This is a genomic window from Bordetella genomosp. 12, from assembly GCF_002261355.1.
Taxonomy (GTDB): domain Bacteria; phylum Pseudomonadota; class Gammaproteobacteria; order Burkholderiales; family Burkholderiaceae_B; genus Bordetella.
Genome location: NZ_NEVU01000003.1, coordinates 1,665,622 through 1,686,526, shown reverse-complemented (window position 1 = coordinate 1,686,526; position 20,905 = coordinate 1,665,622). Strand labels below are relative to the sequence as shown.

The 20,905-nt window shown below is 66.5% G+C and carries 20 protein-coding genes; 13 read left to right on the top strand and 7 right to left on the bottom strand.

The genetic code is table 11. The annotated features are described in order from the left end of the window. Nucleotides 1–4: 4 nt before the first annotated feature. Nucleotides 5–718, bottom strand: a complete 714-nt coding sequence (locus tag CAL22_RS19855; RefSeq protein ID WP_167383695.1) for an SDR family oxidoreductase — start codon at nt 716–718, stop codon at nt 5–7. Nucleotides 719–916: 198 nt separating this feature from the next. Between CAL22_RS19855 and CAL22_RS19850 the strand changes: the two genes are divergently transcribed. The 9 genes from CAL22_RS19850 (at nt 917) to CAL22_RS19810 (ending at nt 12,617) form a co-directional block, all read left to right on the top strand. After that, on the top strand, nt 917–1,876 hold the full coding sequence (locus CAL22_RS19850) for a tripartite tricarboxylate transporter substrate binding protein (RefSeq protein ID WP_094816127.1): 960 nt from the start codon (nt 917–919) through the stop codon (nt 1,874–1,876). Nucleotides 1,877–1,878: 2 nt separating this feature from the next. Further along, the gene (locus tag CAL22_RS19845) at nt 1,879–3,060 is read left to right on the top strand and encodes an acyl-CoA dehydrogenase family protein (RefSeq protein ID WP_094816125.1); all 1,182 of its coding nucleotides are present in this window, start codon (nt 1,879–1,881) and stop codon (nt 3,058–3,060) included. A 112-nt stretch (nt 3,061–3,172) separates the two neighbouring features. After that, nucleotides 3,173–4,504 (top strand): 16S rRNA (cytosine(967)-C(5))-methyltransferase RsmB, encoded by a 1,332-nt coding sequence (gene rsmB, locus CAL22_RS19840; RefSeq protein ID WP_094816123.1) that lies wholly within the window; start codon nt 3,173–3,175, stop codon nt 4,502–4,504. 42 nt (nt 4,505–4,546) lie between these two features. Beyond that, nucleotides 4,547–5,131 carry a DUF4390 domain-containing protein gene (locus tag CAL22_RS19835; RefSeq protein WP_094816121.1) on the top strand — a complete coding sequence of 195 codons (585 nt, stop codon included), beginning with the start codon at nt 4,547–4,549 and terminating at the stop codon, nt 5,129–5,131. Next, on the top strand, nt 5,128–7,425 hold the full coding sequence (locus tag CAL22_RS19830) for a sensor histidine kinase (RefSeq protein ID WP_094816119.1): 2,298 nt from the start codon (nt 5,128–5,130) through the stop codon (nt 7,423–7,425). Before CAL22_RS19835 ends, CAL22_RS19830 begins: the two co-directional genes overlap by 4 nt. An 11-nt stretch (nt 7,426–7,436) precedes the next feature. Then, a complete protein-coding gene (locus tag CAL22_RS19825; protein WP_094816117.1) occupies nt 7,437–8,126 on the top strand; it encodes a response regulator in 690 nt (229 codons plus the stop codon). Beyond that, on the top strand, nt 8,123–9,502 hold the full coding sequence (trkA, locus tag CAL22_RS19820) for a Trk system potassium transporter TrkA (RefSeq protein ID WP_094816115.1): 1,380 nt from the start codon (nt 8,123–8,125) through the stop codon (nt 9,500–9,502). The genes CAL22_RS19825 and trkA overlap by 4 nt, the downstream gene beginning before the upstream one ends. A gap of 27 nt (nt 9,503–9,529) precedes the next feature. Further along, on the top strand, nt 9,530–10,999 hold the full coding sequence (locus CAL22_RS19815; RefSeq protein ID WP_094816113.1) for a TrkH family potassium uptake protein: 1,470 nt from the start codon (nt 9,530–9,532) through the stop codon (nt 10,997–10,999). Between the two features lie 385 nt (nt 11,000–11,384). Beyond that, on the top strand, nt 11,385–12,617 hold the full coding sequence (locus CAL22_RS19810) for a YbdK family carboxylate-amine ligase (RefSeq protein ID WP_094816111.1): 1,233 nt from the start codon (nt 11,385–11,387) through the stop codon (nt 12,615–12,617). 3 nt (nt 12,618–12,620) lie between these two features. On the opposite strand, the gene CAL22_RS19805 is transcribed toward CAL22_RS19810, so the two are convergent. Further along, the gene (locus CAL22_RS19805) at nt 12,621–13,547 is read right to left on the bottom strand and encodes a methyltransferase domain-containing protein (protein ID WP_094816109.1); all 927 of its coding nucleotides are present in this window, start codon (nt 13,545–13,547) and stop codon (nt 12,621–12,623) included. Between the two features lie 320 nt (nt 13,548–13,867). Here CAL22_RS19805 and CAL22_RS19800 point away from each other — a divergent pair, with 320 nt between their 5' ends. Together CAL22_RS19800 and CAL22_RS19795 are read left to right on the top strand one after the other, a co-directional pair. Then, entirely contained in the window at nt 13,868–14,371 is a 504-nt protein-coding gene (locus CAL22_RS19800; RefSeq protein ID WP_244193950.1) for a ComF family protein, read from the top strand. A gap of 27 nt (nt 14,372–14,398) precedes the next feature. After that, nucleotides 14,399–14,869, top strand: coding sequence for a tRNA (cytidine(34)-2'-O)-methyltransferase (locus CAL22_RS19795; protein WP_094816814.1), 471 nt, complete (start codon nt 14,399–14,401; stop codon nt 14,867–14,869). 29 nt (nt 14,870–14,898) lie between these two features. Here the strand turns inward: CAL22_RS19795 and CAL22_RS19790 are convergent, their stop codons facing one another. The 5 genes from CAL22_RS19790 to CAL22_RS19770 are packed head-to-tail and all read right to left on the bottom strand — an operon-like array spanning nt 14,899 to nt 18,354. Then, a complete protein-coding gene (locus CAL22_RS19790; protein WP_094816107.1) occupies nt 14,899–15,882 on the bottom strand; it encodes a Bug family tripartite tricarboxylate transporter substrate binding protein in 984 nt (327 codons plus the stop codon). A gap of 60 nt (nt 15,883–15,942) precedes the next feature. Next, nucleotides 15,943–17,019 (bottom strand): NAD(P)H-dependent glycerol-3-phosphate dehydrogenase, encoded by a 1,077-nt coding sequence (locus CAL22_RS19785; protein WP_094816105.1) that lies wholly within the window; start codon nt 17,017–17,019, stop codon nt 15,943–15,945. A 12-nt stretch (nt 17,020–17,031) separates the two neighbouring features. After that, nucleotides 17,032–17,559, bottom strand: coding sequence for a protein-export chaperone SecB (secB, locus tag CAL22_RS19780; RefSeq protein ID WP_094816103.1), 528 nt, complete (start codon nt 17,557–17,559; stop codon nt 17,032–17,034). Between the two features lie 58 nt (nt 17,560–17,617). Continuing rightward, the gene (gene grxC / locus CAL22_RS19775) at nt 17,618–17,875 is read right to left on the bottom strand and encodes a glutaredoxin 3 (RefSeq protein WP_094816101.1); all 258 of its coding nucleotides are present in this window, start codon (nt 17,873–17,875) and stop codon (nt 17,618–17,620) included. 56 nt (nt 17,876–17,931) lie between these two features. Then, complete coding sequence (locus tag CAL22_RS19770) at nt 17,932–18,354, bottom strand: rhodanese-like domain-containing protein (protein WP_094816099.1); 423 nt, start codon at nt 18,352–18,354, stop codon at nt 17,932–17,934. Between the two features lie 192 nt (nt 18,355–18,546). On the opposite strand from CAL22_RS19770, the gene gpmA reads away from it, so the two are divergent. Then, nucleotides 18,547–19,299 carry a 2,3-diphosphoglycerate-dependent phosphoglycerate mutase gene (gene gpmA, locus CAL22_RS19765; RefSeq protein WP_094816097.1) on the top strand — a complete coding sequence of 251 codons (753 nt, stop codon included), beginning with the start codon at nt 18,547–18,549 and terminating at the stop codon, nt 19,297–19,299. A gap of 4 nt (nt 19,300–19,303) precedes the next feature. Next, nucleotides 19,304–20,893 (top strand): murein hydrolase activator EnvC family protein, encoded by a 1,590-nt coding sequence (locus CAL22_RS19760; protein ID WP_094816095.1) that lies wholly within the window; start codon nt 19,304–19,306, stop codon nt 20,891–20,893. The last annotated feature ends 12 nt before the right edge of the window (nt 20,894–20,905 follow it).

The following is a 20,905-nucleotide window of genomic DNA, read 5'->3' as shown; positions in this document are numbered from 1 at the left end:
TGTGTCAGGCCGCGCCGATGGTCATGCCGCCGCAGACCATCTGGGTCTGGCCGGTGACGAATCCGCAGCGCTCGTCCATGAAATAAGCCACCGCGTGGGCGACGTCTTCGGGCTTGCCCATGCGGCCTACCGGTATGCCGGCCAGCAGTTGCCGGGTGCGCGCCTGATCGTTGGCGCCGGCGAAGAAGTCGGTTTCGATGGGGCCCGGGGCGATGGCATTGACGGTCACGCCGGCGCTGGCAAGTTCCAGGGCCCAGGTCCGAGTCATGCCGATCAGACCCGCCTTGGTCATGCTGTAGATGCTGCGCTGCGGTTTACCCAGCGCGGCGCGCGAGGCCATGTTCACGATCCGGCCAATGCCTTGTGAACGCATGCCGCCTGCCACGGCCTGCGTGAAGCGCAACGCGACTTCGATATTGAGCTGGACGGCGCGGTACAGGTCGTCGGGCTGGACATCTTCCAGCTTGCCGATGGGCACCATGCCGACGTTGTTCACCAGGCCGTAGAACGGCCCGCTTGCCGCGGGTCCGGCCAGGAAAGCCGCCACGGCGTCGTTGTCGCCGAGGTCGACGGCGTGAAACACCATGCCGGCAGGCGGGTTGGACGGCGGCGTGCGGGCAACGCCCACCACCTGATATCCGTCGGCCGTCAGGCGTTCGCAGACGGCTTTGCCTATCCCTTTGCTGGCGCCCGTCACCAGTACGCGCTTGCTGCTCACTTCGCTGTCTCCTTGCAGGTCGCTGCCTGCCTGTCCTGTTTTGCTGGGAGCTTATCGGCCATGCCCAAAAAAAGGCATTAGTACAAACATCTATATATATGACCTTTTATCCGTGCAAAATGACTGACGTCGCGCCTGTGCGACAGCCATCGCAAAAGAAGCTGCCCCAGCGGCTCAAGACCATGGAGACAAACTGCAATGAAACACTCCCTCATCAAGCGGGCAGCGGCCTGGGCCTGCCTGTCGCTGTCTGGCGCGTCTGCCCTGGCCGCGGGCTATCCCAGCAATCCCATCAGCCTGGTCGTCGGTTACGGCGCGGGCGGGGGCACGGACGTCTGCAACCGGGTGCTGGCCAATGACGTCGGCAAGAAGCTCGGCCAGACGGTGATCATCGAGAACCGGCCGGGCGCGGGCTCGTCGCTGTCGGTCAGTTACATCACCCGGCAACGCCCCGATGGCTACAGCATCGCCTCCCTGTCGACCGGCGGCGTGCTCAATCAAGTGCTCAATCCCGGCAATAAGTACGACGTCACCAAGGAGCTCACCCCCATTGCCATGGTGGCCCAGTACCAGGTCGGGCTGCTGGTACGTGCCGACTCCCCCTACAAAACGCTGGCGGATCTGACTGCGGCGGCCAAGCGCAGCAAGAAGTCCATGAGTTACAGCACCGCCGGCATCGGTACGCCGCAGCATCTGACCACCGAGCGGCTGGCGCAGGCGATCGGCACGCAGTGGGTGCATGTGCCGTATAAGAGCGGCCCCGAATCCATTTCGGCGCTGCTGCGCGGGGACGTGGATTTCATGGCTCAGACGGCCGAATGGGTGCCCTATGTCCGGGATGGCCGCTTGCGTCTGCTGGCGGTGTACACCGATGAGCGCATGCAAGGATTCGACGCGCCCACGCTCAAGGAGCAAGGCTACGACCTGGTGGCGCCCAGTCTCTTGGGCGTGTCCGGGCCGGCCGGGATGGATCCGGCCAACGTGAAGAAGCTGCAGGACGCTTTCGAAGTCGCCACGCGCACGCCGGAATTCGCCAATTGCGCAGACCAGTTTGGTCTGAAGGTGGATTTCCGCGATGCGGCGGCCTTTGGCCAGTATGTGAAAGACACGCTGGTTGGCTGGACGCCTTTGCTGCAGCAATTTGCGGGTAAGGAGTAGGCATGAGCGAGCGGCAAGCACGGAGTTGGTTGCAATGGCCCTTTCTGGAGACCCGCCACGGTGTGCTGGCCGAGTCGCTCGACCGGTGGTGCCAGGAGCACGCGGCAGGTCTTGCGCACGACGACGTCCATATCGCCTGCCGTCAGTGGGTGGATGCGCTGGGCCGGGCAGGGTGGTTGCGCTACTGCGTGCCGGCCGGTCCGAACGCCGATCTGGGCGGCGCCTTGCCCGCGCTCGATGCGCGCAGCCTGTGCGTCATCCGCGAAACGTTGGCGCGTCACCATGCGCTGGCGGACTTCGCTTTTGCCATGCAGGGCTTGGGCAGCGGCGCCATTTCCCTGGCGGGCGATCCGAGGCAGCAGGCCGCCTATCTGCCCGCCGTGGCCCAGGGCCGCAAGATCGCGGCTTTTGCCTTGTCCGAACCCGATGCCGGGTCGGACGTCGCGGCCTTGCAGTGTCGCGCGCAGCCTAGCGGCCAGGACTATGTGCTCGATGGCTGCAAGACCTGGATTTCCAACGGCGGCTTGGCCGATTTTTATTGTGTTTTCGCCCGCACGGGCGCTTCGGGTTCGGGCGGCATTTCCGCCTTTATCGTCGATGCCGACACGCCCGGGCTTGTGGTGCAGGAGCAGATCGACGTGATCTCGCCTCACCCCTTGGCCACGCTGCGCCTGGAGCACTGCCGGGTTCCCGCGCATCAGATGCTGGGAGGGGCCGGGCAGGGGTTCAAGATCGCCATGCGCACCCTGGACGTCTTTCGAACGTCGGTGGCCGCAGCGGCCCTGGGCTTTGCCCGCCGGGCGCTGGCCGAGGGCCTGGACCATGTCCGCCAGCGGCGGATGTTTGGCCGGACGCTGGCGGATTTCCAGATCACCCAGGCGGCGCTGGGCGATGCCGCGACCGAGATCGATCAATCGGCGTTGCTGACTTACCGGGCGGCCTGGGTGCGGGACGTGCAGCAGGTGTCTTCGACCATGGAAACCGCCATGGCCAAGATGGCGGCGACCGAGGCGGCGCAGCGCGTCATCGACCGGATCCAGCAGATGTTCGGCGGCAAAGGCGTTGTGCGCGGCCATATTCTGGAGCGGCTATATCGCGACATTCGCGCTTTGCGCATATACGAGGGCGCCACCGAGGTGCAAAAGCTCATCATCAGCCGCGAATTGCTGCGTTCTCCGGCGTAAAGGGTCCCGGCCCGCGGCCGCAGACCCGTCGCCTGAGGCGCCCCTTCGGGCGCCGGCCAGCAGACAGGGGCGCCCAGCGGCTACCATAGCGGCTCTGCATATGGAATTCCGCATGGCTTCTGCTTCCGAATCGGGCAATCTGGCCCCGCCCTTGTCCGCTGTTCTCCTGTCCGCCGCTGCCGCGGTGCAGGCAGTCGACGAGGGCCGTTCTCTCACCGACGCCCTGGCCGAGACCGAGCCTGGCTTGCGGCCCGCGACCCAGGCCGTGTCGTTTCACGCCATGCGCTACATGGGGTGGGCCGACACGATCGCCAACCGGCTGGTGCCGCGCGAACCCGCGCCGCTGGCCGGGGCCCTGCTGCGGGTGTCGCTGGCGCTGCTCAAAGCGCCGGACCAGCCCGGACAGGTGGTGCCGGGCATGCCGGTCTATGCCCCGCATACCGTGGTCGATCAGGCCGTGACGGCGGCGGCGGACAGCAAGCGCCTGGCGGGCTTCAAAGGGCTGATCAACGGCAGCCTGAGACGCTTTCTGCGCGAACGCGAGGCGTTTGCCGCCGAATTGGCCAATGATCCGGTGGTGCGCTGGAATCACCCCCAGTGGTGGATCAAGACGCTGCGGCAGGCGTATCCCCAGCAGTGGCAGACGCTGCTGCAGGCGGCCAACGTGCCCGCCCCGCTGACGCTGCGGGTCAACCGGCGCCGCGCCAGCCGCGAGCAGGTGGTCGAGGCGTTCACGGCGGCCGGATTGGCCGTGCGTGAAACCGGCGCCTTCGGTCTGGTCGTGCTCGAGCCCAGGCCGGTCACGCAATTGCCGGGCTATGCCCAGGGGTGGTGGTCGGTCCAGGACGCCGGCGCGCAGCTGGCCGCGCCGCTGCTGCCCTTGGCCGACGGGATGCGGGTGCTGGATGCCTGCGCCGCCCCCGGCGGCAAGACCGCGCACATGCTGGAGATGGCGCAACTGGATCTGGTGGCGCTGGACAATGACGCCCGGCGGCTGGAACGGGTGGGGCAGAACCTCGAGCGTCTGGGCCTGAGCGGGGCCCGGCTGGTCACCGGCGACGCGGCCAACCCGCGCGCGTGGTGGGATGGCAAGCCTTTCGACGCGGTGCTGGCCGATGTGCCGTGCACGGCATCGGGCATCGTGCGGCGCCATCCCGACATTCGCTGGCTGCGGCGCGCCCCCGATGTGGCGCGCACGGCGGCCCTGCAGGCGCGCATTGCCGATGCCTTGTGGGAACTGGTCGCGCCGGGCGGACATCTGCTCTATGTGACGTGTTCCATTTTCCCGGCGGAAGGTCAGGCCCAGGCGCAGGCATTTGCGGCCCGGCATCCCGACGCCGAGGCCCTGCCTTCCCCGGGCCAATTGCTGCCAGTTGCTGTGAATGCAACACCCGAGTCGCAGCATGATGGTTTTTTCTATGCCTTGTTTGCCAAGCGGCGCTGAATCGCCAAGAATAGGGACAAAGCATGCCCCTATTGAAAGTCCATGATTGTTCGTCTAATTGCCGCCTTCTTGTTGGCTACCGCCCCTTTTTGGTTCGGAGGGGGAGGGCGGGCATTTGCCGCCGAACCGACGGTGCAGATGATAGACCCCATCATTCAGGACGGCCGCCTGGGCATCAATGCGGATGTCGATTTCCCGCTCAACGACCAGTTGCGCGATGCCGCCCAACGCGGCCTGCCGTTGTATTTCACGGCGGACATCCAGATCACCAAGGCGCGCTGGTGGTGGTTCGACCGCAGCCTGGTCGATACCAGCATGACCTGGCGGGTCAGCTATAACGCCCTGACGCGCCAGTGGCGGGTGGGGCAGGGAGAGCTCTCCTTGAATGTGGCTTCGCTGGACGACGCCATGGACGTGGTCAGACGGATTCGCGATTGGCGCGTGGCCGATGCGTCCGAGTTCGAGGCCGGTGAGGTCTATACCGGCCAGCTGCGGGTGCGGTTGGACACGTCTTTGCTTGCGCGCCCCTTCCAGGTCAACGCCTTGAATAGCAGCGCCTGGGCCGCTTCCACGCCGTGGCGGGAGTTCTCCTTTACCCTGACCGCGCCGGCGCGGGATCCCTCATGAGAGTCTTGTTGCGGCTGGCCCTGATCATCGGGGCCGTCAGCGGGCTGTCCTTGCTGGGCCTGCTGGTCTGGTCCACGGGCAGCGCATCGCGCCTGGCGCGCTACTACGACGTGCTGCTCATCCTCAACGGCGTGTTCGCCCTGGCGCTCTTTGTCTGGGTGGTCGCGCTGACGGTCCGTCTGGCGCGGCAGATCCGGCGCCGGATGTTCGGCGCGCGGCTGACGGCGCGCTTCGCGCTGGCCTTTGCCCTGATCGGCGTGGTGCCGGGGGCGCTGATCTACACCCTGTCGGTGCAGTTTCTGTCGCGCTCGATCGAATCCTGGTTCAACGTCCGCGTCGATAGCGCCCTGGAGGCGGGGCTGAACCTCGGACGCGCCGCGCTGGACTCGCAACTGGCGGATCTGGATGCGCGGGCCCGCGCCATGGCCTCCGAACTGAACAACCTGCCTGATGCCGATATTCCGCTGGCCCTGACCCGGCTGCGCGAGAGCAACGGCGTTCAGGAGGCCTTGGTGTTTACCGGCAGCGGCCGGCCGCTGGCCTTTTCGACCAACAAATTCGGCCAGCTGGTGCCGCCCACGCCGCCGTCCACCGTTCTGAACCAGCTCAAACTGGCGCGCGGGTATTCGGCCGCCGAAGCCGACGATCCCGGCATCGCGGGCGCCGAAGACGGTTTGCATCTGCGGGTGGTGATCCCGCTCAATACGCCCGTGCGCTTTGACAGCTCGCTGGCCGGCGCCGGTGAGCCGCGTTGGCTGCAGCTGATGCAGAACGTGCCCGAGCAGATCGCGCACAACGCCAATCGCGTGCAGCAGGGCTTTCGCGACTACCAGGAGCTGGCGCTGTCGCGGCTGGGCCTGCGCAAGCTCTATGGCATCACGCTGACCCTCGCGCTGCTGCTGGCGGTGTTTGCCGCCATTGCCGTGGCATTGTCGCTGTCCAAACGCCTGGTGCGCCCGCTGCTCTCCCTGGCCGCCGGCACGCAGGCGGTGAGCGTGGGCGATTACCGCCCCCTGCCCGAGCCGCCCGCGCGCGACGAGCTCGGCCACCTGACCCGCTCTTTCAACGCCATGACGCGCCAGCTCGACGAGGCGCGCCAGATGGTCGAGAGCAACCGGCGGCAGCTCGAGCGCACCAATGTCTATCTGGAAAGCGTGCTGGCCAACCTGTCCTCCGGGGTCATGGCCTTTGATGAGTCCTTCCGGGTGACCACCGTCAACCAGGGGGCGCAGAACATCCTGCAGGCCGATCTGCGCTCGGTCATCGGCCGGCCGCTGGAGACCGCCGATGGCATGCTCGAGTTCGCCGGCACCGTGCGCGAAGCGTTTTCCGCCCACGCGGCGGTAGGCTCCGAGCGCCAGCATTGGCAGCAGCAGTTCGAGATCACGCCGGCGCAGGCCGGGGCGCAGCCCATCATTCTGCTGGCGCGCGGCACGCATTTGCGCGTTGATGGCCGGGGCAATGGCTATCTGGTCGTCTTCGACGACATCACCGAGGTCATTTCGGCCAACCGCACCATGGCCTGGGGCGAAGTGGCCCGGCGCCTGGCCCACGAAATCAAGAATCCGCTCACGCCCATCCAGCTTTCGGCCGAACGCCTGGCGATGAAGCTGGCCGATCACCTGCCGCCCCGCGAGGCGCAGATGCTCGAACGCGCCACCAATACCATCGTCAACCAGGTGGGCTCGCTCAAGCAGATGGTGGATGATTTCCGCGAGTATGCGCGCACGCCGCCCGCGGTCATGCAGCCGATCGATTTCAACGGCCTGGTGGCCGACGTGCTGGCGCTCTATGGTTGGGATCCGATCGACGGTCAGGCGCGCAATGGCGGCCCCCGGCTGGACGCCGAGCTGGCCGAGGGCCTGCCCGTCATCGAGGGCGACCTCACACAACTGCGCCAGGTCATTCATAATCTGCTAGCTAACGCCAGGGACGCGGTCAATGAAAAAGGCGAAGACGCCCAGGTCAAGGTCGTCACCCAGCTCACCCGCATTCCGCACTCAGACGGGTCGGAAACTGCCGCGGTCCGGTTTACGGTGGCAGACAATGGCCCGGGCTTTCCGCCGCAGGTGATGCAGCGCGCCTTCGAGCCTTATGTCACGACCAAGGCCCATGGCACCGGGCTAGGATTGGCAATTGTGCGTAAGATCGTGGAAGAACATGGCGGGCGCATCGATATTGCCAACCGCAAGGAAGGCGGCGCGAGGGTCTCTATCTTGTTGACCCGCTTGGCGAGTGCGTCCGATACTATGGACGAGACCTTGCAACAAAAGCATAATGCGGCTACGCAATAGGTGAAAGGTTTATGGCCAGAATTCTGGTGGTCGACGACGAAGTTGGCATTCGCGAACTCCTGTCGGAGATTCTTTACGACGAAGGACACACGGTTGAATTGGCGGAGAACGCGGCGCAAGCCCGTGCCGCCCGGCTGCGCTCGCGTCCGGATCTGGTTTTGCTGGACATCTGGATGCCGGACACCGACGGGGTGAGCCTGCTCAAAGAGTGGGCATCCCAGGGCCTGCTGGACATGCCGGTCATCATGATGAGCGGGCATGCGACGATCGATACCGCTGTCGAGGCCACGCGCATCGGCGCGATGGACTTCCTCGAAAAGCCCATCACCTTGCAGCGCTTGCTCAAAACCATCGCCGCCGGCCTGGCGCGTGGGCGTCTGCCCGCTGCGGCAGCCGCGCCCGTGGTCCACGCCACACCGGCCATCGCGCTCGAAGACGAGTTGGATCCCCCCGTGGCCGTGGCCCATCCCGCCGCGGGCGAACCGGCCTCGGCCAACAACGGCCAGCTGGGCAGCATTTCGCTGGATCAGCCGTTGCGTGAGGCACGCGATGAGTTCGAGCGGATTTATTTCGAATACCACCTCGTGCGCGAGAACCACAGCATGACCCGTGTGTCCGAGCGCACCGGGCTGGAACGCACCCACCTCTACCGCAAGCTCAAGCAACTGGGCATTGAATCCGCGCGCAAGCGAGGCTCATGAAAATCCTCATCGTGGGAGCCGGCCGCGTTGGTACCAGCGTGGCCGAAAACCTGGTGTCCGAGGAGAACGACATCACGGTGGTGGACGTTCAGCCCGGGCAGCTGAGCTATCTCCAGGAGCGTTTCGACCTGCGTGTCATGCAGGGGGATGCCACCCAGGTATCCGTGCTCGAGGCCGCCGGCGCGGCCGATACCGATCTGCTGATTGCCTGTGCCGCGTCGGATTCGGTCAACATGGTCACCTGCAAGATCGCCCGGCAGGTGTTCAATGTGCCGCGCCGCATCGCTCGCATACGCGCCCCGGAATTCGCCGACCATCCCGAGCTCATGGGCGATGAGGGATTCTGTATCGACGCCCTGATCAGTCCCGAGCGCAGCGTCACGACCTATCTGCACAGTCTCATCGAGTTTCCGGAAGCCCTGCAGGTCGTGGAGTTCGCCGAGGGCAGGTTGAGTGTCGTGACCGTGCGGGTGGGGCATGGCAGCCCCATGGCCCACGCGCCGGTGGATCGCCTGCGCGAAGTCTGGCCCGATGTCACCGCCCGCATCATCGATGTCTTGCGCGACGGCCGCCCGCTGCATGCCGGGTTGGGCACGGTGATCGCGCCGGGCGACGAGGTCGTGCTGGTGGTCGACAGCCGCCACGCCCGCCGGGCGGTGCGCCAGCTGCGCGAAGCCGAGAAGTCCGTGCACCGGGTGATGATCGCCGGGGGCGGCAACATCGGCTTGCGGCTAGCCCGCCAGCTGGCCGAAGAAAACTACAGCGTGCGCATCATCGAGCGCAACGAAAAGCGATGCGAGTATCTGGCCGCCGAGCTGCCCTCCAACGTGCTCGTGCTGCATGGCAGCGGCACGGATGAGGCGCTGCTCGAGCGGGAGAACATCCAGGACATGGACACCTGGCTGGCGCTGACCAGCGACGACGAGGACAACATCATGTCCTCGCTGCTGGCCAAGCGCATGGGCGCGCGCAAGGTGATTGCGCTCATCAACCGGCATGCCTACGGCGAGCTCATGCAAGGCAGTCACATCGACATCGCCGTGTCGCCATCGCAGGCGACCATGAGCGAGCTGCTGCGCCACGTGCGCCGCGGCGATGTGGTGGCGGTGCATCGCCTGCGCCAGGGCGTGGCCGAGGCGCTGGAAGCCGTCGCGCATGGCGATCGCGCGACCTCGCGAGTGGTGGGGCGCCGGGTGGGCGATATTCGCCTGCCCAAGGGGGCCAGCATCGGCGCGCTGGTGCGCGAAGATGAGATCCTCCTGCCTGACGGCGATACCGTGATCGAAAACGATGACCACGTCATTGTGTTTGTGCCCACCCGGCAGCAGATGGCGCGGGTGGAAAAGCTGTTCCAGGTATCGGCATCTTTCTTCTGAACCCGCTCTGGGGCCCATGACCCGATCATGAAGCGTTTGCTGGCCACGTTTTACGTACTCGGACTGACCATGGTGGTGTTCGCGCTCACCATGCTCATTCCCCTGGGCGTGGCCTGGGTGGGCCAGGACGCGGGTCTGCGGGCCTTTGTCGAAGGCTTCGGGCTGGCCATGGGCATCGGCACCGGGGTCTGCCTGGCCGCGCATCGCTGGCGCAGCGAGCTGCACGCCCGCGATGGCTTTCTGCTGGTGTCCATCGTGTGGGTCGGGCTGCCGCTGCTGGCGGCCATCCCCTTGCTGCTTTATTACTCGCAGATCGGTCAGCCGCTGTCCTTCACGCACGCCTATTTCGAGGCGATGTCGGGCCTGACGACCACGGGCGCGACGGTGCTGACCAACCTGAACCATCTGCCGCCGTCGATCAATCTCTGGCGCGCCACGCTCATCTGGATCGGCGGCATGGGCATCCTGGTGCTGGCCGTGGCCATCCTGCCGCTGCTGGGCGTGGGCGGGCATCAGGTCGTGCGTGCGGAAACGCCCGGGCCCATGAAGGACGAGCGGCTCACGCCGCGTATCGCCAGCACGGCCAAGGCGCTCTACGCGGTCTACTTCGGTTTTTCCATCCTGTGTTTTCTGGCCTATCGCGCCGTGGGGCTGTCGTGGTTCGACGCCTGGGCGCACATGGCCACGACCATGGGCCTGGGCGGTTTTTCCACCTATGACGAGGGTTTTCTCAGATTCGACTCGGTGCCGGTCGAGCTGGTGGCCATCGTCTTCATGCTGATCTCGGGCATCAACTTCGCCACCCATTTCAATGCCCTGCGCCAGCGCAGTTTCCGGCCTTACCTGACCTGCCCTCAGACCATCCCCTATCTGGCCGTCGTGCTGGGCGCGGGCCTGGTGATATCCGTCTACTTGTTCTTCAAGCACGTCTATACCGATCCGCTGCAGGCCTTGCGCTACGGCATGTTCAACACGATTTCGGTGGCTACGACCACGGGCTACGCCAATGCCGATTACGGCGCCTGGCCTTTGTTTGCGCCGCTGACCATGCTTCTGCTGTCGGCCTTTGCCACCTCGGCCGGTTCCACCGGCGGGGGCATCAAAATGATCCGGGTGATCCTGCTGATCAAGCAGGCTCGCAATGAGCTCGTCACCATGCTGCATCCGCACGCCGTCAGCCCGGTGCGGATAGGCAGCCGCATCGTCGATCAGCGCGTGATGTTCTCCGTGCTGGCGTTCATGCTGGTCTACGGCCTCTCGGTAGGCGTCTTGAGCAGTTTGCTCTTGCTGTCGGGCCTGGATCTGACCACGGCGTTTTCGGCCGTCATGGCCATGATCAACAACACCGGGCCGGGCCTGGGCGTGTTGGGCCCCATGGGCCACTATGCGGTGCTGAGCGATTTTCAGGTCTGGATCTGCACCTTCGCCATGCTCATCGGGCGCCTGGAATTGCTGACGGTGCTGGTGCTTTTCACCCCCTGGTTCTGGCGGAAATAAGGGCCCGCCGCGGGTCTTGTCAGCTTCGTAACCAGCGGCAAACGCTTACCGCCACGGGGTTTTGTAACCCCCATTTTGCCCCGGAAAAAACGCTGCCTCGGGTTTTCCCTGTGCCGGTTTTCAGCCAATGCTGGCGCGGCTCTGCGGTCCGCGCACCCGGGCAGGCCGCGTCAATACTTGAGTGTGAGTGCTTGCTATCACGCACCTCTTAGAGCGATTTGCGTGATGTGGCGATAACGCCGATAAATGTCACGAATTTCAATCTTTTTGCCACAAACTCGCGGCTATCATGCAATCACTAGATGCCGTCACGCACCCCCCGGGCAGCATCCGGGCTTCAAGGTCAAACGGCGCATCCCTCAACAGCAATCACAAGGAGCCGGAGATGGAACAAATCCCGTTCGTTTCCTCTTCCCCCAATACCTTGGGCATTGAACTGGAACTCCAACTGATCGACACGGCAAGCTTCGATCTGACGGCGGCTTCCGATGAGCTGCTCGCGCAACTGGCCAACCACCCCGTGGCCGACCGCGTCAAACCTGAAATCACCCGCTCGATGATCGAGCTGAATTCTTCGGTACATGAGCACCCGGCCGGCCTGCTGGCGGAAATGCGCGAGATGCGCGATGCCCTGTGCGAGGCGGCGGACGCCGTCGGTGTGGGCGTCAGCGGCGGCGGCACCCATCCTTTCATGCGCTGGCAGGAACGCTCCATCTCCGATACGCCGCGCTTTCAGTACCTGGCCGAAATGTACGGTTATCTGGCCCGCCAGTTCACCGTCTTCGGCCAGCATATCCACTTGGGCGTGACCTCGGGCGACGCAGCGGTAAAGCTGGTCCATGGGCTGTCGCCCTATGTGCCGCATTTCATCGCGCTGTCGGCCTCCTCCCCCTATCGCGAGGGTGTGGATACGCTGTTTTCCTGCGCCCGGCTCAATGCCGTCAACAGCTTCCCGCTGGCCGGCCACATGCCGCCGGACGTGAGTGATTGGTACCGCTTCGAGGCGCATCTGGCGGAGCTGCGCGAAAGCGGCCTGGCCGAAAGCATCAAGGATCTTTACTGGGATATTCGGCCCAAGCCCGAGTTCGGCACGGTGGAGATCCGCGTCTGCGACACGCCGCTGACCGTCGAGCGGGCCTGCCAGCTGGGCGCTTTTGCCCAGGCATTGGCCGTGCTGCTGAGCCGCGAACCGGCCCCGCCTACCAAGGCCTGGCTGGCTTACCGCAGCAATCACTTCCAGGCGTGCCGCTTCGGATTGCATGGCAGCTATGTCACGGCCGAGGGCCAGCGTGTGCGCCTTTCGGATCACATGAAGCAGTTGTTCGAGCGCCTGGCGCCGGTGGCCGAGGAACTGGGCACGGCGGACATCCTGCATTCCCTGCGCGACGAGGTCTTGCGCGGCGGCAATGACGCGCGCTGGTTGCGCAGTCAGTTCCACCGCAGCCGCGAGTTGCCGGCCATGGTCGAGGCCATGACCGACGTCTTCCGTGGCGAACAGGCCGAGCTGCCGCGCCCGGCGGATGCCTTGCGCCGCCGTATCCGCGCCACCTCCGAGCCGGTCGGCTCAGCGATGGCGCCCACCGATCCTGCCACGATGTGGCCGGACCGCCTGCACTGAGGCTTAACTGCCGGCGCGCCGTCCACCGATGGCGCTGACCGACAGGCGGGTTTCGCCGGGGGCCGCGCGATGCGTGGCGGCCCGCCAGGCGTGCCCGTACGCCACTTCGATCGTCAGCGAGATCCGGCCGTCCGCGCCGCGTTGCGCCTCCAGCGCGGCGCACAGGCGGTCGCGCCAGGCTCTGGCCGTCAGGCCAGCACGCCGTCCCCGGGCCGGATTGCCGCCCAGCGCACGGACGTCCTGCAGCAGTTTGTCGGGCGTGGCGTAGGTCAGGGTCAGGATTTCCTGGTCCATGACGGGATCGGCGAAGCCGTTTTCCACCAGCAGATCCCCAAAGTCATGCATGTCCACGAAGGCCGGCGTCGCCGTGCGCAGCCCGGCCGCTTCCAGGGCGCTGCGCAGCTCTTTCAGCGTGGCCGGCCCCAGACAGGAGAACATGGCCAGGCTGCCGGTGCGCAAAATGCGGCGCCACTCCGCCAGGACGGCGTGCGGCGCCGGATGCCAATGCAAGGCCAGGTTGGACCAGACCAGGTCGAGCGACTCGGGAGCCAGGCCGGTCTGCGCCAGATCGGCCTGCACGAACTGGGTTGCGGGTTTGCCGCGGCCGGTGAGTTTGCCCATCAAGGCCGACAGCCCGGCCGGCTGAAAGCGCTGGCGGGCAATGGCCAGTAGCGGCGCGCAATGGTCCAGGCCGGTATAGGCCGCCTGCGGATAGCGTTCGCGCAGCAGGGGCAGGTTATCGCCCGCCCCGCAACCGGCGTCGAGCAGGGATTGCGGCTGCAGCCGGATATAGCCCAGCCGTCCCATCATGCGCGTGGCGATCTCCCCATAGAGAAACTGCGCCTCGGACAGGTCGCCGCGCCGGGCGAACTGGCGGCTGACGTCCAGGGGATTGATGGGCAGGTCGGGCAGAGAGGTTGGCTGGGACATAGGCGTGCAGTGACGTGCGGCAAGCGCGCGCCGGTATGTTGAGATGGCGGACTTCCGCGTTCGCCGCCCACATTATGGCCCATCCACTATCCGTCCCCCGTATGAAGCCCTGCCGGCCGTCCTGGCGTTGGCCCGCGGCCTGCCCGCTGTGCGCCGGCCCGGCCAGAGGCGGATGCCTGTGCCGCGCCTGCCTGCGCGATGTCACCGCCTCCATGCGTGGGCCGGCAGCCCGCTGCCCGGTGTGCGCGGCGCGTCTGCCGGGCGCAGGCGGTCCTTGGTGCGCTGCCTGCCTGAGGCGTCGGCCGCGCATCGGCCGGTGCGTGGCGGCGTTTGACTACGCCTTTCCTGGCGATGCGCTGGTGCAGGTTTTCAAGGGGCAAGGGCGCTTGGCGCTGGCGCGCGCGCTGGGCGCGTTGATGGCCAGCGCCTGGCGCCGGCAGGCCGTCGCCGCTCAGGTGGTGCTGGTGCCCGTGCCCGCCTCGGCCGCGGCGCTGCGGCGGCGTGGATTCAATCCCGCCGCCGAACTGGCCAGCGTTGTGGCGCAGTGCCAGGGGCTGCCGCTATGCCGCCTGGGTTTGCGCCGCACGCGGCAGCGGGTTCAGCAACGGGGCCTGGGGCGCCGCGCCCGCTGGCGCGGCCTGCGGGGGCTGTTCCAGGCCGATGCCTGCCTGGCCGGCCGGGATGTCGTGCTGGTCGACGATGTCGTGACGACCGGTGCGACGGCGCATGCTGCCGCTGTGGCTCTCAGACGGGCCGGCGCGCGCTGCGTCGGCGTGCTGGCCGCGGCGCGCACCCCGGCGCCGGGCTGGCACAATACCGTCTGAATGCCGCACGGCGCCCTTTCCGTCATCATGTTCCACGTCATCCTCGTCTGCCCCGAAATCCCGCCCAATACGGGCAACGCCATCCGGCTTTGCGCCAATACCGGCGCGCAACTGCATCTGGTGCGGCCGCTGGGTTTTGCGTTGGATGATGCCCGGCTGCGCCGGGCGGGGCTGGACTATCACGAATGGCAGCCCATGCAGGTGCATGACGACCTGCCCACGGCGCTCGCCGCCACGGGTGCGCCGCTCGAACGCCGCTTTGCCATGACCACTCAGGGCGCGCGCAGCGCCGCCGGCATGCATTTTCAGCCGGGCGACGTCTTTGTGTTCGGCCGGGAAACGGCCGGCCTGTCCGACGAGCATGTGGCGCTGTTTGCGCCGGCGCAGCGGCTGCGCCTGCCCATGCGGCCCGGGCAGCGCAGTCTCAATCTGTCCAATGCCGTGGCCGTCACGGTGTTCGAGGCCTGGCGCCAGCAGGATTACGCCGGCGGAGAATGAGCCGCGGGGCCGCGCGGCCCCGCAGAGCCTCAATCCAGAGAGAGGTTCAGGTTCTGGATGACGCGGTCCCAGCGCGTCTTTTCTTCGCGCATGCGCTGCGTCAGCGCCTGGGGGGTGGACGGCGCGGGCGTGAAGTATTGCAGCAGCATCTGCTTGCGCACGGCCTCGCTGCCGATGATGCGGGCCAGCTCGCTGTTGAGCTGCTCGATGATGGGCGTGGGCGTGCCGGCGGGAGCGAGGATCGCGTTCCAGGAAATGGCCTCAAAGCCCGGATAGCCCTGCGAGGCCATGGTCGGAATGCCGGGCAGGGCTTCGCTGGGTTGCAGGCTGGTGATGGCCAACGCCTTGACGCGCCCGTCCTTGACCTGCGGCATCGCAATGGCGGGCACCATGAAGCCCGCTTGCACATCGCCGCCGATGATGGCCGAGATGATCTGCGGAAAGCCCGCGTAGGGGATCTGCGTGAGATCGATCTTGGCTTCCTGTTTGAACATCTCCATGGCGAGGTGGGCCGAGCTGCCCGGCCCGACCGAGCCGTAGTTCAGCGTGCCGGCGCGGGTCTTGGCCAGCGCCACGAACTCCTGCACCGTGTTCACGCCCAGGTTGGCGGGCACGGTCAGCACATTGGGGCTGGTGGCCACCAGGGTGATGGGCGCGAGATCCGTCAGCGGGTCGTAGCCCAGGGTCCGCTTGTACAGCGTGGGGGCGGTGACCAGCGGGCCATTGATGGTGTAGAGCAGGGTGTAGCCATCCGGCTTGGCCTGGGCGACCATGCGCGTGCCGATATTGCCGCCGGCGCCGGGCTTGTTGTCCACCACGATGGATTGCTGCAATGCCTGCGACAACGGTTCGGCGATGGTACGGGCCAGCAGGTCGGGCGACGAACCGGGCGGGAAGGGCACCACCAGATGAATGGGGCGCTCGGGCCAGGCGGCGTGCGCCGCCAGCGGCAGCAGGACGCTGGCCAGCCCCAGAGCGCCGCGCAGGCGGGCGAACAGGCGTGCGAAAGACATGGAAGGCTCTCCTCGGGTTTCTTGTTGTGTAAGCGCGGATGGGGGGCAAAACGCTCCGTCTCAGGAGCTGGGTTCCTTGTGGCAAGGGCCCGGGCCCTCTTGGCGCGCTTCGCGGGCCAGCAGGGCCGACACAGCAGTCATGGGCGCCACGCCGTCGAACAGCACGGCGCACACGGCTTCCGTAATGGGTAATTCGACGTCCAAAGCGCGGGCCCGCTCCAGGGCCGCACGTGCGCAGCGCACCCCCTCGGCGGTCACGCCGCTGGCCAGGATGTCGGCGAGCTTGCGGCCCGCGCCGATTTCCAGGCCTACGCGGCGGTTGCGCGAGAGTTCGCCGGTGGCCGTCAGCACCAGATCCCCCAGCCCGGTCAGGCCGGCGAAGGTCTCGGCGCGCGCGCCCAGCGCCGCGCCAAAGCGGGCCATTTCGGCCAGGCCTCGGGTGATGAGGGCGGCACGGGCATTGGTGCCCAGCGCCAGGCCGTCGGAGATCCCGCAAGCCACGGCGATGACGTTCTTGAGCGCACCGCCGACTTCGACGCCGACCACATCCTGGCTGGCATAGACGCGGACCGCGCCGCCGTGCAGGGCGCTGGTGGTCGCGCGGGTGACGCGTGGATCGTCGCTGGCTACCGTGAGCGCCACGGGCAGGCCCTGGGCGACTTCGCGGGCAAAAGAGGGGCCGGACAGCACGCCGCAGGCCAGCCCCTGTAGGCTGGCGGCGGCCTGGTGCGCGATCTCGTGCGGCAGCCGGGCGGTCTCGGTCTCAAAGCCTTTGCAGGTCCAGACGATGGGGGTACGGGCCATCCCGCGCGCGGGCAGGCGCCGGGCGAGCTCGGCCATGATGCCGCTCATGCCGGCGACCGGCACGCCCAGGATGATGAGCGCCGCATCGGGATCCGGGCCCAGAAAATCCAGGGCGTGGTCGAGTTCGGCGCTGATGTCCAACGCGGCAGGCAGTGCCACGTCAGGCAGATAACGGGTATTTTCGCGCCGGGCCTGCAGCTGTTGGGCCTGGGCCGGATCGCGTGCCCACAACAAGGTGGGGTGGCGGCGGGCAGCCGCCGCAGCCAGGGCCGTGCCCCAACTGCCCGCGCCGAGAACGGCTGCGCGCAAGGCAGGGGGAGGGGAACGGTCCATGGCGTGTAGCGTTTACTGGCGGGTCGCGCCGGGCGGCAGGATGATGCCGGAGTCGGCGCCGTTGACCTTGCCTTCCTGCTGTTGCGCCATTTCAGCCAGACGCTGTTCGTACAGGGCCTGGAAGTTGACTTCGGTCAGGTGCAGGGCCGGCAGCGAGCTGCGGGTGATGGCATCGGCCACGTTGGCACGCAGATAGGGGTAGAGCATGGTCGGGCAGACGATGCCCAGGATGGGATCCATCTGCTCGGGCGGGATGTTGGACAGTTCGAAGATGCCGGCTTGCGTGCCTTCGACCAGGTACAGCACCTTGTCGTTGACGCGGGTGGTGACGGTGACGGTGACGGTGGATTCGAACACCGTGTCAGCCAGGCGCTGGCCGCCGACGTTGATGCTCACTTCCACGGCCGGGCCTTCCTGTTCCAGGAAAATATGCGGCGCATTCGGCATTTCCAGCGACAGGTCTTTGAGATAGACGCGTTGCAGGTTGAAGGCGGGCCCTTCGGAGCCGGCTTGCTGAGTGTTTTGGTCCTGATCGGCCATGAGATATTCCGGTTTTAGGGTTGTAGGGCTTGAGGGAAGCCGTTGGCGGTTGTTGCCGTCAGCCGTTTAACAAGGGCAGCAGACCACCGGAGCGGTCCAGCGCCTGGAGATCATCGCAGCCGCCCACATGGGTGTCGCCAATGAAAATCTGGGGCACCGTGCGGCGGCCGGTGCGCTCGATCATGACGTCGCGCTGGGCGGGCGCGTGATCGATCTGTATTTTCTCGATCTCGGCGACCCCGCGTTGACGCAGCAAAGCTTCTGCCCGGGCGCAATACGGACAGTAATCCTTGCTATACATAACGACTTTTTGCATGGTTTTCCTCAATCGAAAGCAATTTAGGACCCATTAAGGATCCCGGGGTTGCGGTCTTAGCCTTTCTGCGTCACGGGCAGATTGGCGGCGTACCAGGCGCGCATGCCGCCGTCGAGCGTCTTGACGTCGGTCAGGCCCAGGGCCTTGAGACGTTGCGCGATGCGCGGCGAGGTGCGGCCTTGTTCGCAGACCAGGATGAGCGGCTTGTTCTTGGGCAGCGCCGCGGCCTTCTTCTCGAGATCATCGGCCGGAACGCTGCGCGCCTGGGCGATGTGGCCGGCCTGGAACTGCTCGGCGGCACGCACGTCCACCCAGACTGCGCCCTGGTGGTTGACCATCTGGATCGCGGCGGTGGTGTCCACGGCCGAGCCGCCGCGGCCCTTGCGCAGGCCGCTCACCACGAGCATGGCGCCCGAAGCCAGCGCCACGACGACGATGAAAATATTGTTCTTATCGAGCAAAAATTGCAGAAAATCCACGAGACGTCCTGAAAAGCGGCGCCTTGGACACCCGGGTTTTCGACGCTTGGCGTCGGGCCGGGTGGCTTTCGGGCCTGATGGCGACGGACCGGCAGCATACCGCGCCGGGAGGGCTAAGCCTGAGGCAAAATCAGTCAATTATAAAATGAGCCTATTGTTCACCTCCAACCTGCGCATTTTGCGCCTCTGACCATGTACAAACTCGTCCTTATGCGCCACGGCGAAAGCCAGTGGAACCTGGAAAACCGCTTCACCGGCTGGACCGACGTCGACCTGACCGAAACCGGCCGTGAGCAGGCCCGCAAGGCGGGAGAACTGCTCAAGCGCGAAGGCTATGTATTCGACCTCGCCTACACCTCGGTGCTCAAGCGCGCCATCCGCACCTTGTGGATCGCGCTGGACGCCATGGACGCCATGTATACGCCGGTCGGCGTGAACTGGCGCCTCAATGAGCGTCATTACGGGCAGCTTCAAGGTCTGAACAAGGCCGAGACGGCCGCCAAGTTCGGCGATGAGCAGGTTCTGATCTGGCGCCGCGCCTATGCCATCGCACCCGAGCCGCTCGACCTGGACGATCCGCGCCATCCGCGCTTTGACAGCCGCTACGCCAAGATCCCGGCCGAACAGCTGCCCGCCACCGAATGCCTGCAGGACACCGTGGCCCGCGTGCTGCCCTTCTGGAACGAGTCGATCGCCCCGGCCATCCGCTCGGGCCGCCGCGTCCTGATCGCCGCCCACGGCAACAGCCTGCGCGCGCTGATCAAGCATCTGGACAACGTGTCGGATGCCGACATTGTCGGCATCAACATTCCCACCGGCCAGCCCCTGGTCTACGAGCTGGACGAAAATCTGCGTCCGATTCGCCATTACTATCTGGGCGATGCGGCCGAGATCGAAGCGGCGATGGCCGCCGTGGCCGCGCAAGGCAAGGCAAAGAAGGACTGATTGCATGCGGTTCGCAGCGGGTTTGCTGGGTTTGGCCGTCGCGGCATGGGTGCCGCAGGCGGCGCAGGCGGCGTCGGGCGATCTGGCCAGCCGCCAGACGGAGGCCGAGCGGCAGCAGGCCGCGCTGCGCAACCGCATCGATTCTTTGCAGAAAACCATCGATGAGCGCGAGGCTGCCCGCAAGGAGGCCGCCGATGCGCTCAAGGAATCCGAGTCGGCGATCTCCACCATCAACCGGCGCCTGCGCGAACTGGCCGACAGCACGCGCTTGGCAGAGGGAGATCTGGCGTCGCTCGAAAAGCAGATCGCCAGCCAGACCGAGGTCCTGCATCAGCGGCGCACCCAGCTCGCCGGCCAGCTCCAGGCGCAGTACACCAGCGGTTTGTCGCCCTGGACGGAGCTGCTGTCCGGCGGCGACCCCCAGGAGCTGGGCCGCAATCTGGGCTATCTGGAGTATGTGTCCCGCGCGCGCACGCAGGCCGTCACCGAAGTGCGTCAGGACATCGATCGTCTCAATGCGCTGCAAAAGCGCGCCGATGCCCGGCGGGCCGAGCTGCAGCAACTGACGGCCGAAACCGCCAACGAAAAATCGGCGCTGGTCGCGCAGCAGAAAGAGCGTGCCACCCTGTTGGCCAAATTAGAGGGACAGATAGAGGCGCAGCGTGCCGAGGCCAATCGCCTGGGGCGGGATGACCAGCGGCTGACCCATCTGATCGACGATCTGGGCACCGCCATCGCCAAGCAGGCCGAGGAAGAAGCGCGCCGCCGGGCCGAAGAGGCCCGGCGCAAGGCCGAGGAGGCGCGCCGGCTCGAAGCGGCGCGTAAGGCGGAAGAGGCCCGCCGGGCGGAACAGGCTCGCAAGGCCGAGGAAAGCCGGCGCGCGGAGGCCGCGCGCAAGGCCCGGCAGGCCGAAGCCGACTCCCGGCGCAGCCAGGATGCCCAGGAAGCCGCCCGGGTGCGCGAGCAGGCCGAGGCGGCCATCGAGCGCGACCGCCGGGCCGCGGTAGTGGCCGATCCGGACAGCGCGGGGCTCAAGCCCGCCGAGGGCGCGCACCCCCGTCTCGTCGAATCGCGTGAACCAGTTGCGACCAAACCTGTCCAACCCTCAAGGCAAGAGGCCGACAAGCCCGTTTCCGAGCCCCAGACCGCGCCAGCACGCACGGCGCAAGCCGCGCAGGAAGAGGCGCGGCCCCTGGTCGGGGGCGGCAATGGCCTGCGCCGTGGGTTGCCCCCGCCGGTGCGGGGTCAGGTGCAGGGCCGCTTCGGCGTCAGCCGCCCCGATGGCGGGGTCTGGCGCGGGATTGTGCTTCGTGCCCCGGAGGGGACGGCGGTTAAGTCCGTTGCGCCCGGGACCGTGGTCTATGCAGAATGGCTGCGTGGCTTCGGCAATCTGATCATCGTGGACCACGGGCAGCAGTATCTGACGGTCTACGCTTATAACCAGAGCCTGCTCAAGCGAGTGGGCGACCGCGTGGCAACGGGAGATACTATTGCTACAGTGGGGGCTACCGGTGGTCAGGTTGAATCGGGCCTATACTTTGAAATTCGCCACAGTGGCGCCCCGGTGGATCCAGCCCAGTGGCTGGCTCAATAAATCGGGCATCAA

Excerpts from the sequence above, each read along its gene's own strand:
- CAL22_RS19850 (WP_094816127.1), top strand. The coding sequence starts at position 917 with ATGAAACACTCCCTCATCAAGCGGGCAGCGGCCTGGGCCTGCCTGTCG.
- CAL22_RS19845 (WP_094816125.1), top strand. The coding sequence starts at position 1,879 with ATGAGCGAGCGGCAAGCACGGAGTTGGTTGCAATGGCCCTTTCTGGAG.
- rsmB (WP_094816123.1), top strand. The coding sequence starts at position 3,173 with ATGGCTTCTGCTTCCGAATCGGGCAATCTGGCCCCGCCCTTGTCCGCT.
- CAL22_RS19835 (WP_094816121.1), top strand. The coding sequence starts at position 4,547 with ATGATTGTTCGTCTAATTGCCGCCTTCTTGTTGGCTACCGCCCCTTTT.
- CAL22_RS19830 (WP_094816119.1), top strand. The coding sequence starts at position 5,128 with ATGAGAGTCTTGTTGCGGCTGGCCCTGATCATCGGGGCCGTCAGCGGG.
- CAL22_RS19825 (WP_094816117.1), top strand. The coding sequence starts at position 7,437 with ATGGCCAGAATTCTGGTGGTCGACGACGAAGTTGGCATTCGCGAACTC.
- trkA (WP_094816115.1), top strand. The coding sequence starts at position 8,123 with ATGAAAATCCTCATCGTGGGAGCCGGCCGCGTTGGTACCAGCGTGGCC.
- CAL22_RS19815 (WP_094816113.1), top strand. The coding sequence starts at position 9,530 with ATGAAGCGTTTGCTGGCCACGTTTTACGTACTCGGACTGACCATGGTG.
- CAL22_RS19810 (WP_094816111.1), top strand. The coding sequence starts at position 11,385 with ATGGAACAAATCCCGTTCGTTTCCTCTTCCCCCAATACCTTGGGCATT.
- CAL22_RS19805 (WP_094816109.1), bottom strand. The coding sequence starts at position 13,547 with ATGTCCCAGCCAACCTCTCTGCCCGACCTGCCCATCAATCCCCTGGAC.
- CAL22_RS19795 (WP_094816814.1), top strand. The coding sequence starts at position 14,399 with ATGTTCCACGTCATCCTCGTCTGCCCCGAAATCCCGCCCAATACGGGC.
- CAL22_RS19790 (WP_094816107.1), bottom strand. The coding sequence starts at position 15,882 with ATGTCTTTCGCACGCCTGTTCGCCCGCCTGCGCGGCGCTCTGGGGCTG.
- CAL22_RS19785 (WP_094816105.1), bottom strand. The coding sequence starts at position 17,019 with ATGGACCGTTCCCCTCCCCCTGCCTTGCGCGCAGCCGTTCTCGGCGCG.
- secB (WP_094816103.1), bottom strand. The coding sequence starts at position 17,559 with ATGGCCGATCAGGACCAAAACACTCAGCAAGCCGGCTCCGAAGGGCCC.
- grxC (WP_094816101.1), bottom strand. The coding sequence starts at position 17,875 with ATGCAAAAAGTCGTTATGTATAGCAAGGATTACTGTCCGTATTGCGCC.
- gpmA (WP_094816097.1), top strand. The coding sequence starts at position 18,547 with ATGTACAAACTCGTCCTTATGCGCCACGGCGAAAGCCAGTGGAACCTG.
- CAL22_RS19760 (WP_094816095.1), top strand. The coding sequence starts at position 19,304 with ATGCGGTTCGCAGCGGGTTTGCTGGGTTTGGCCGTCGCGGCATGGGTG.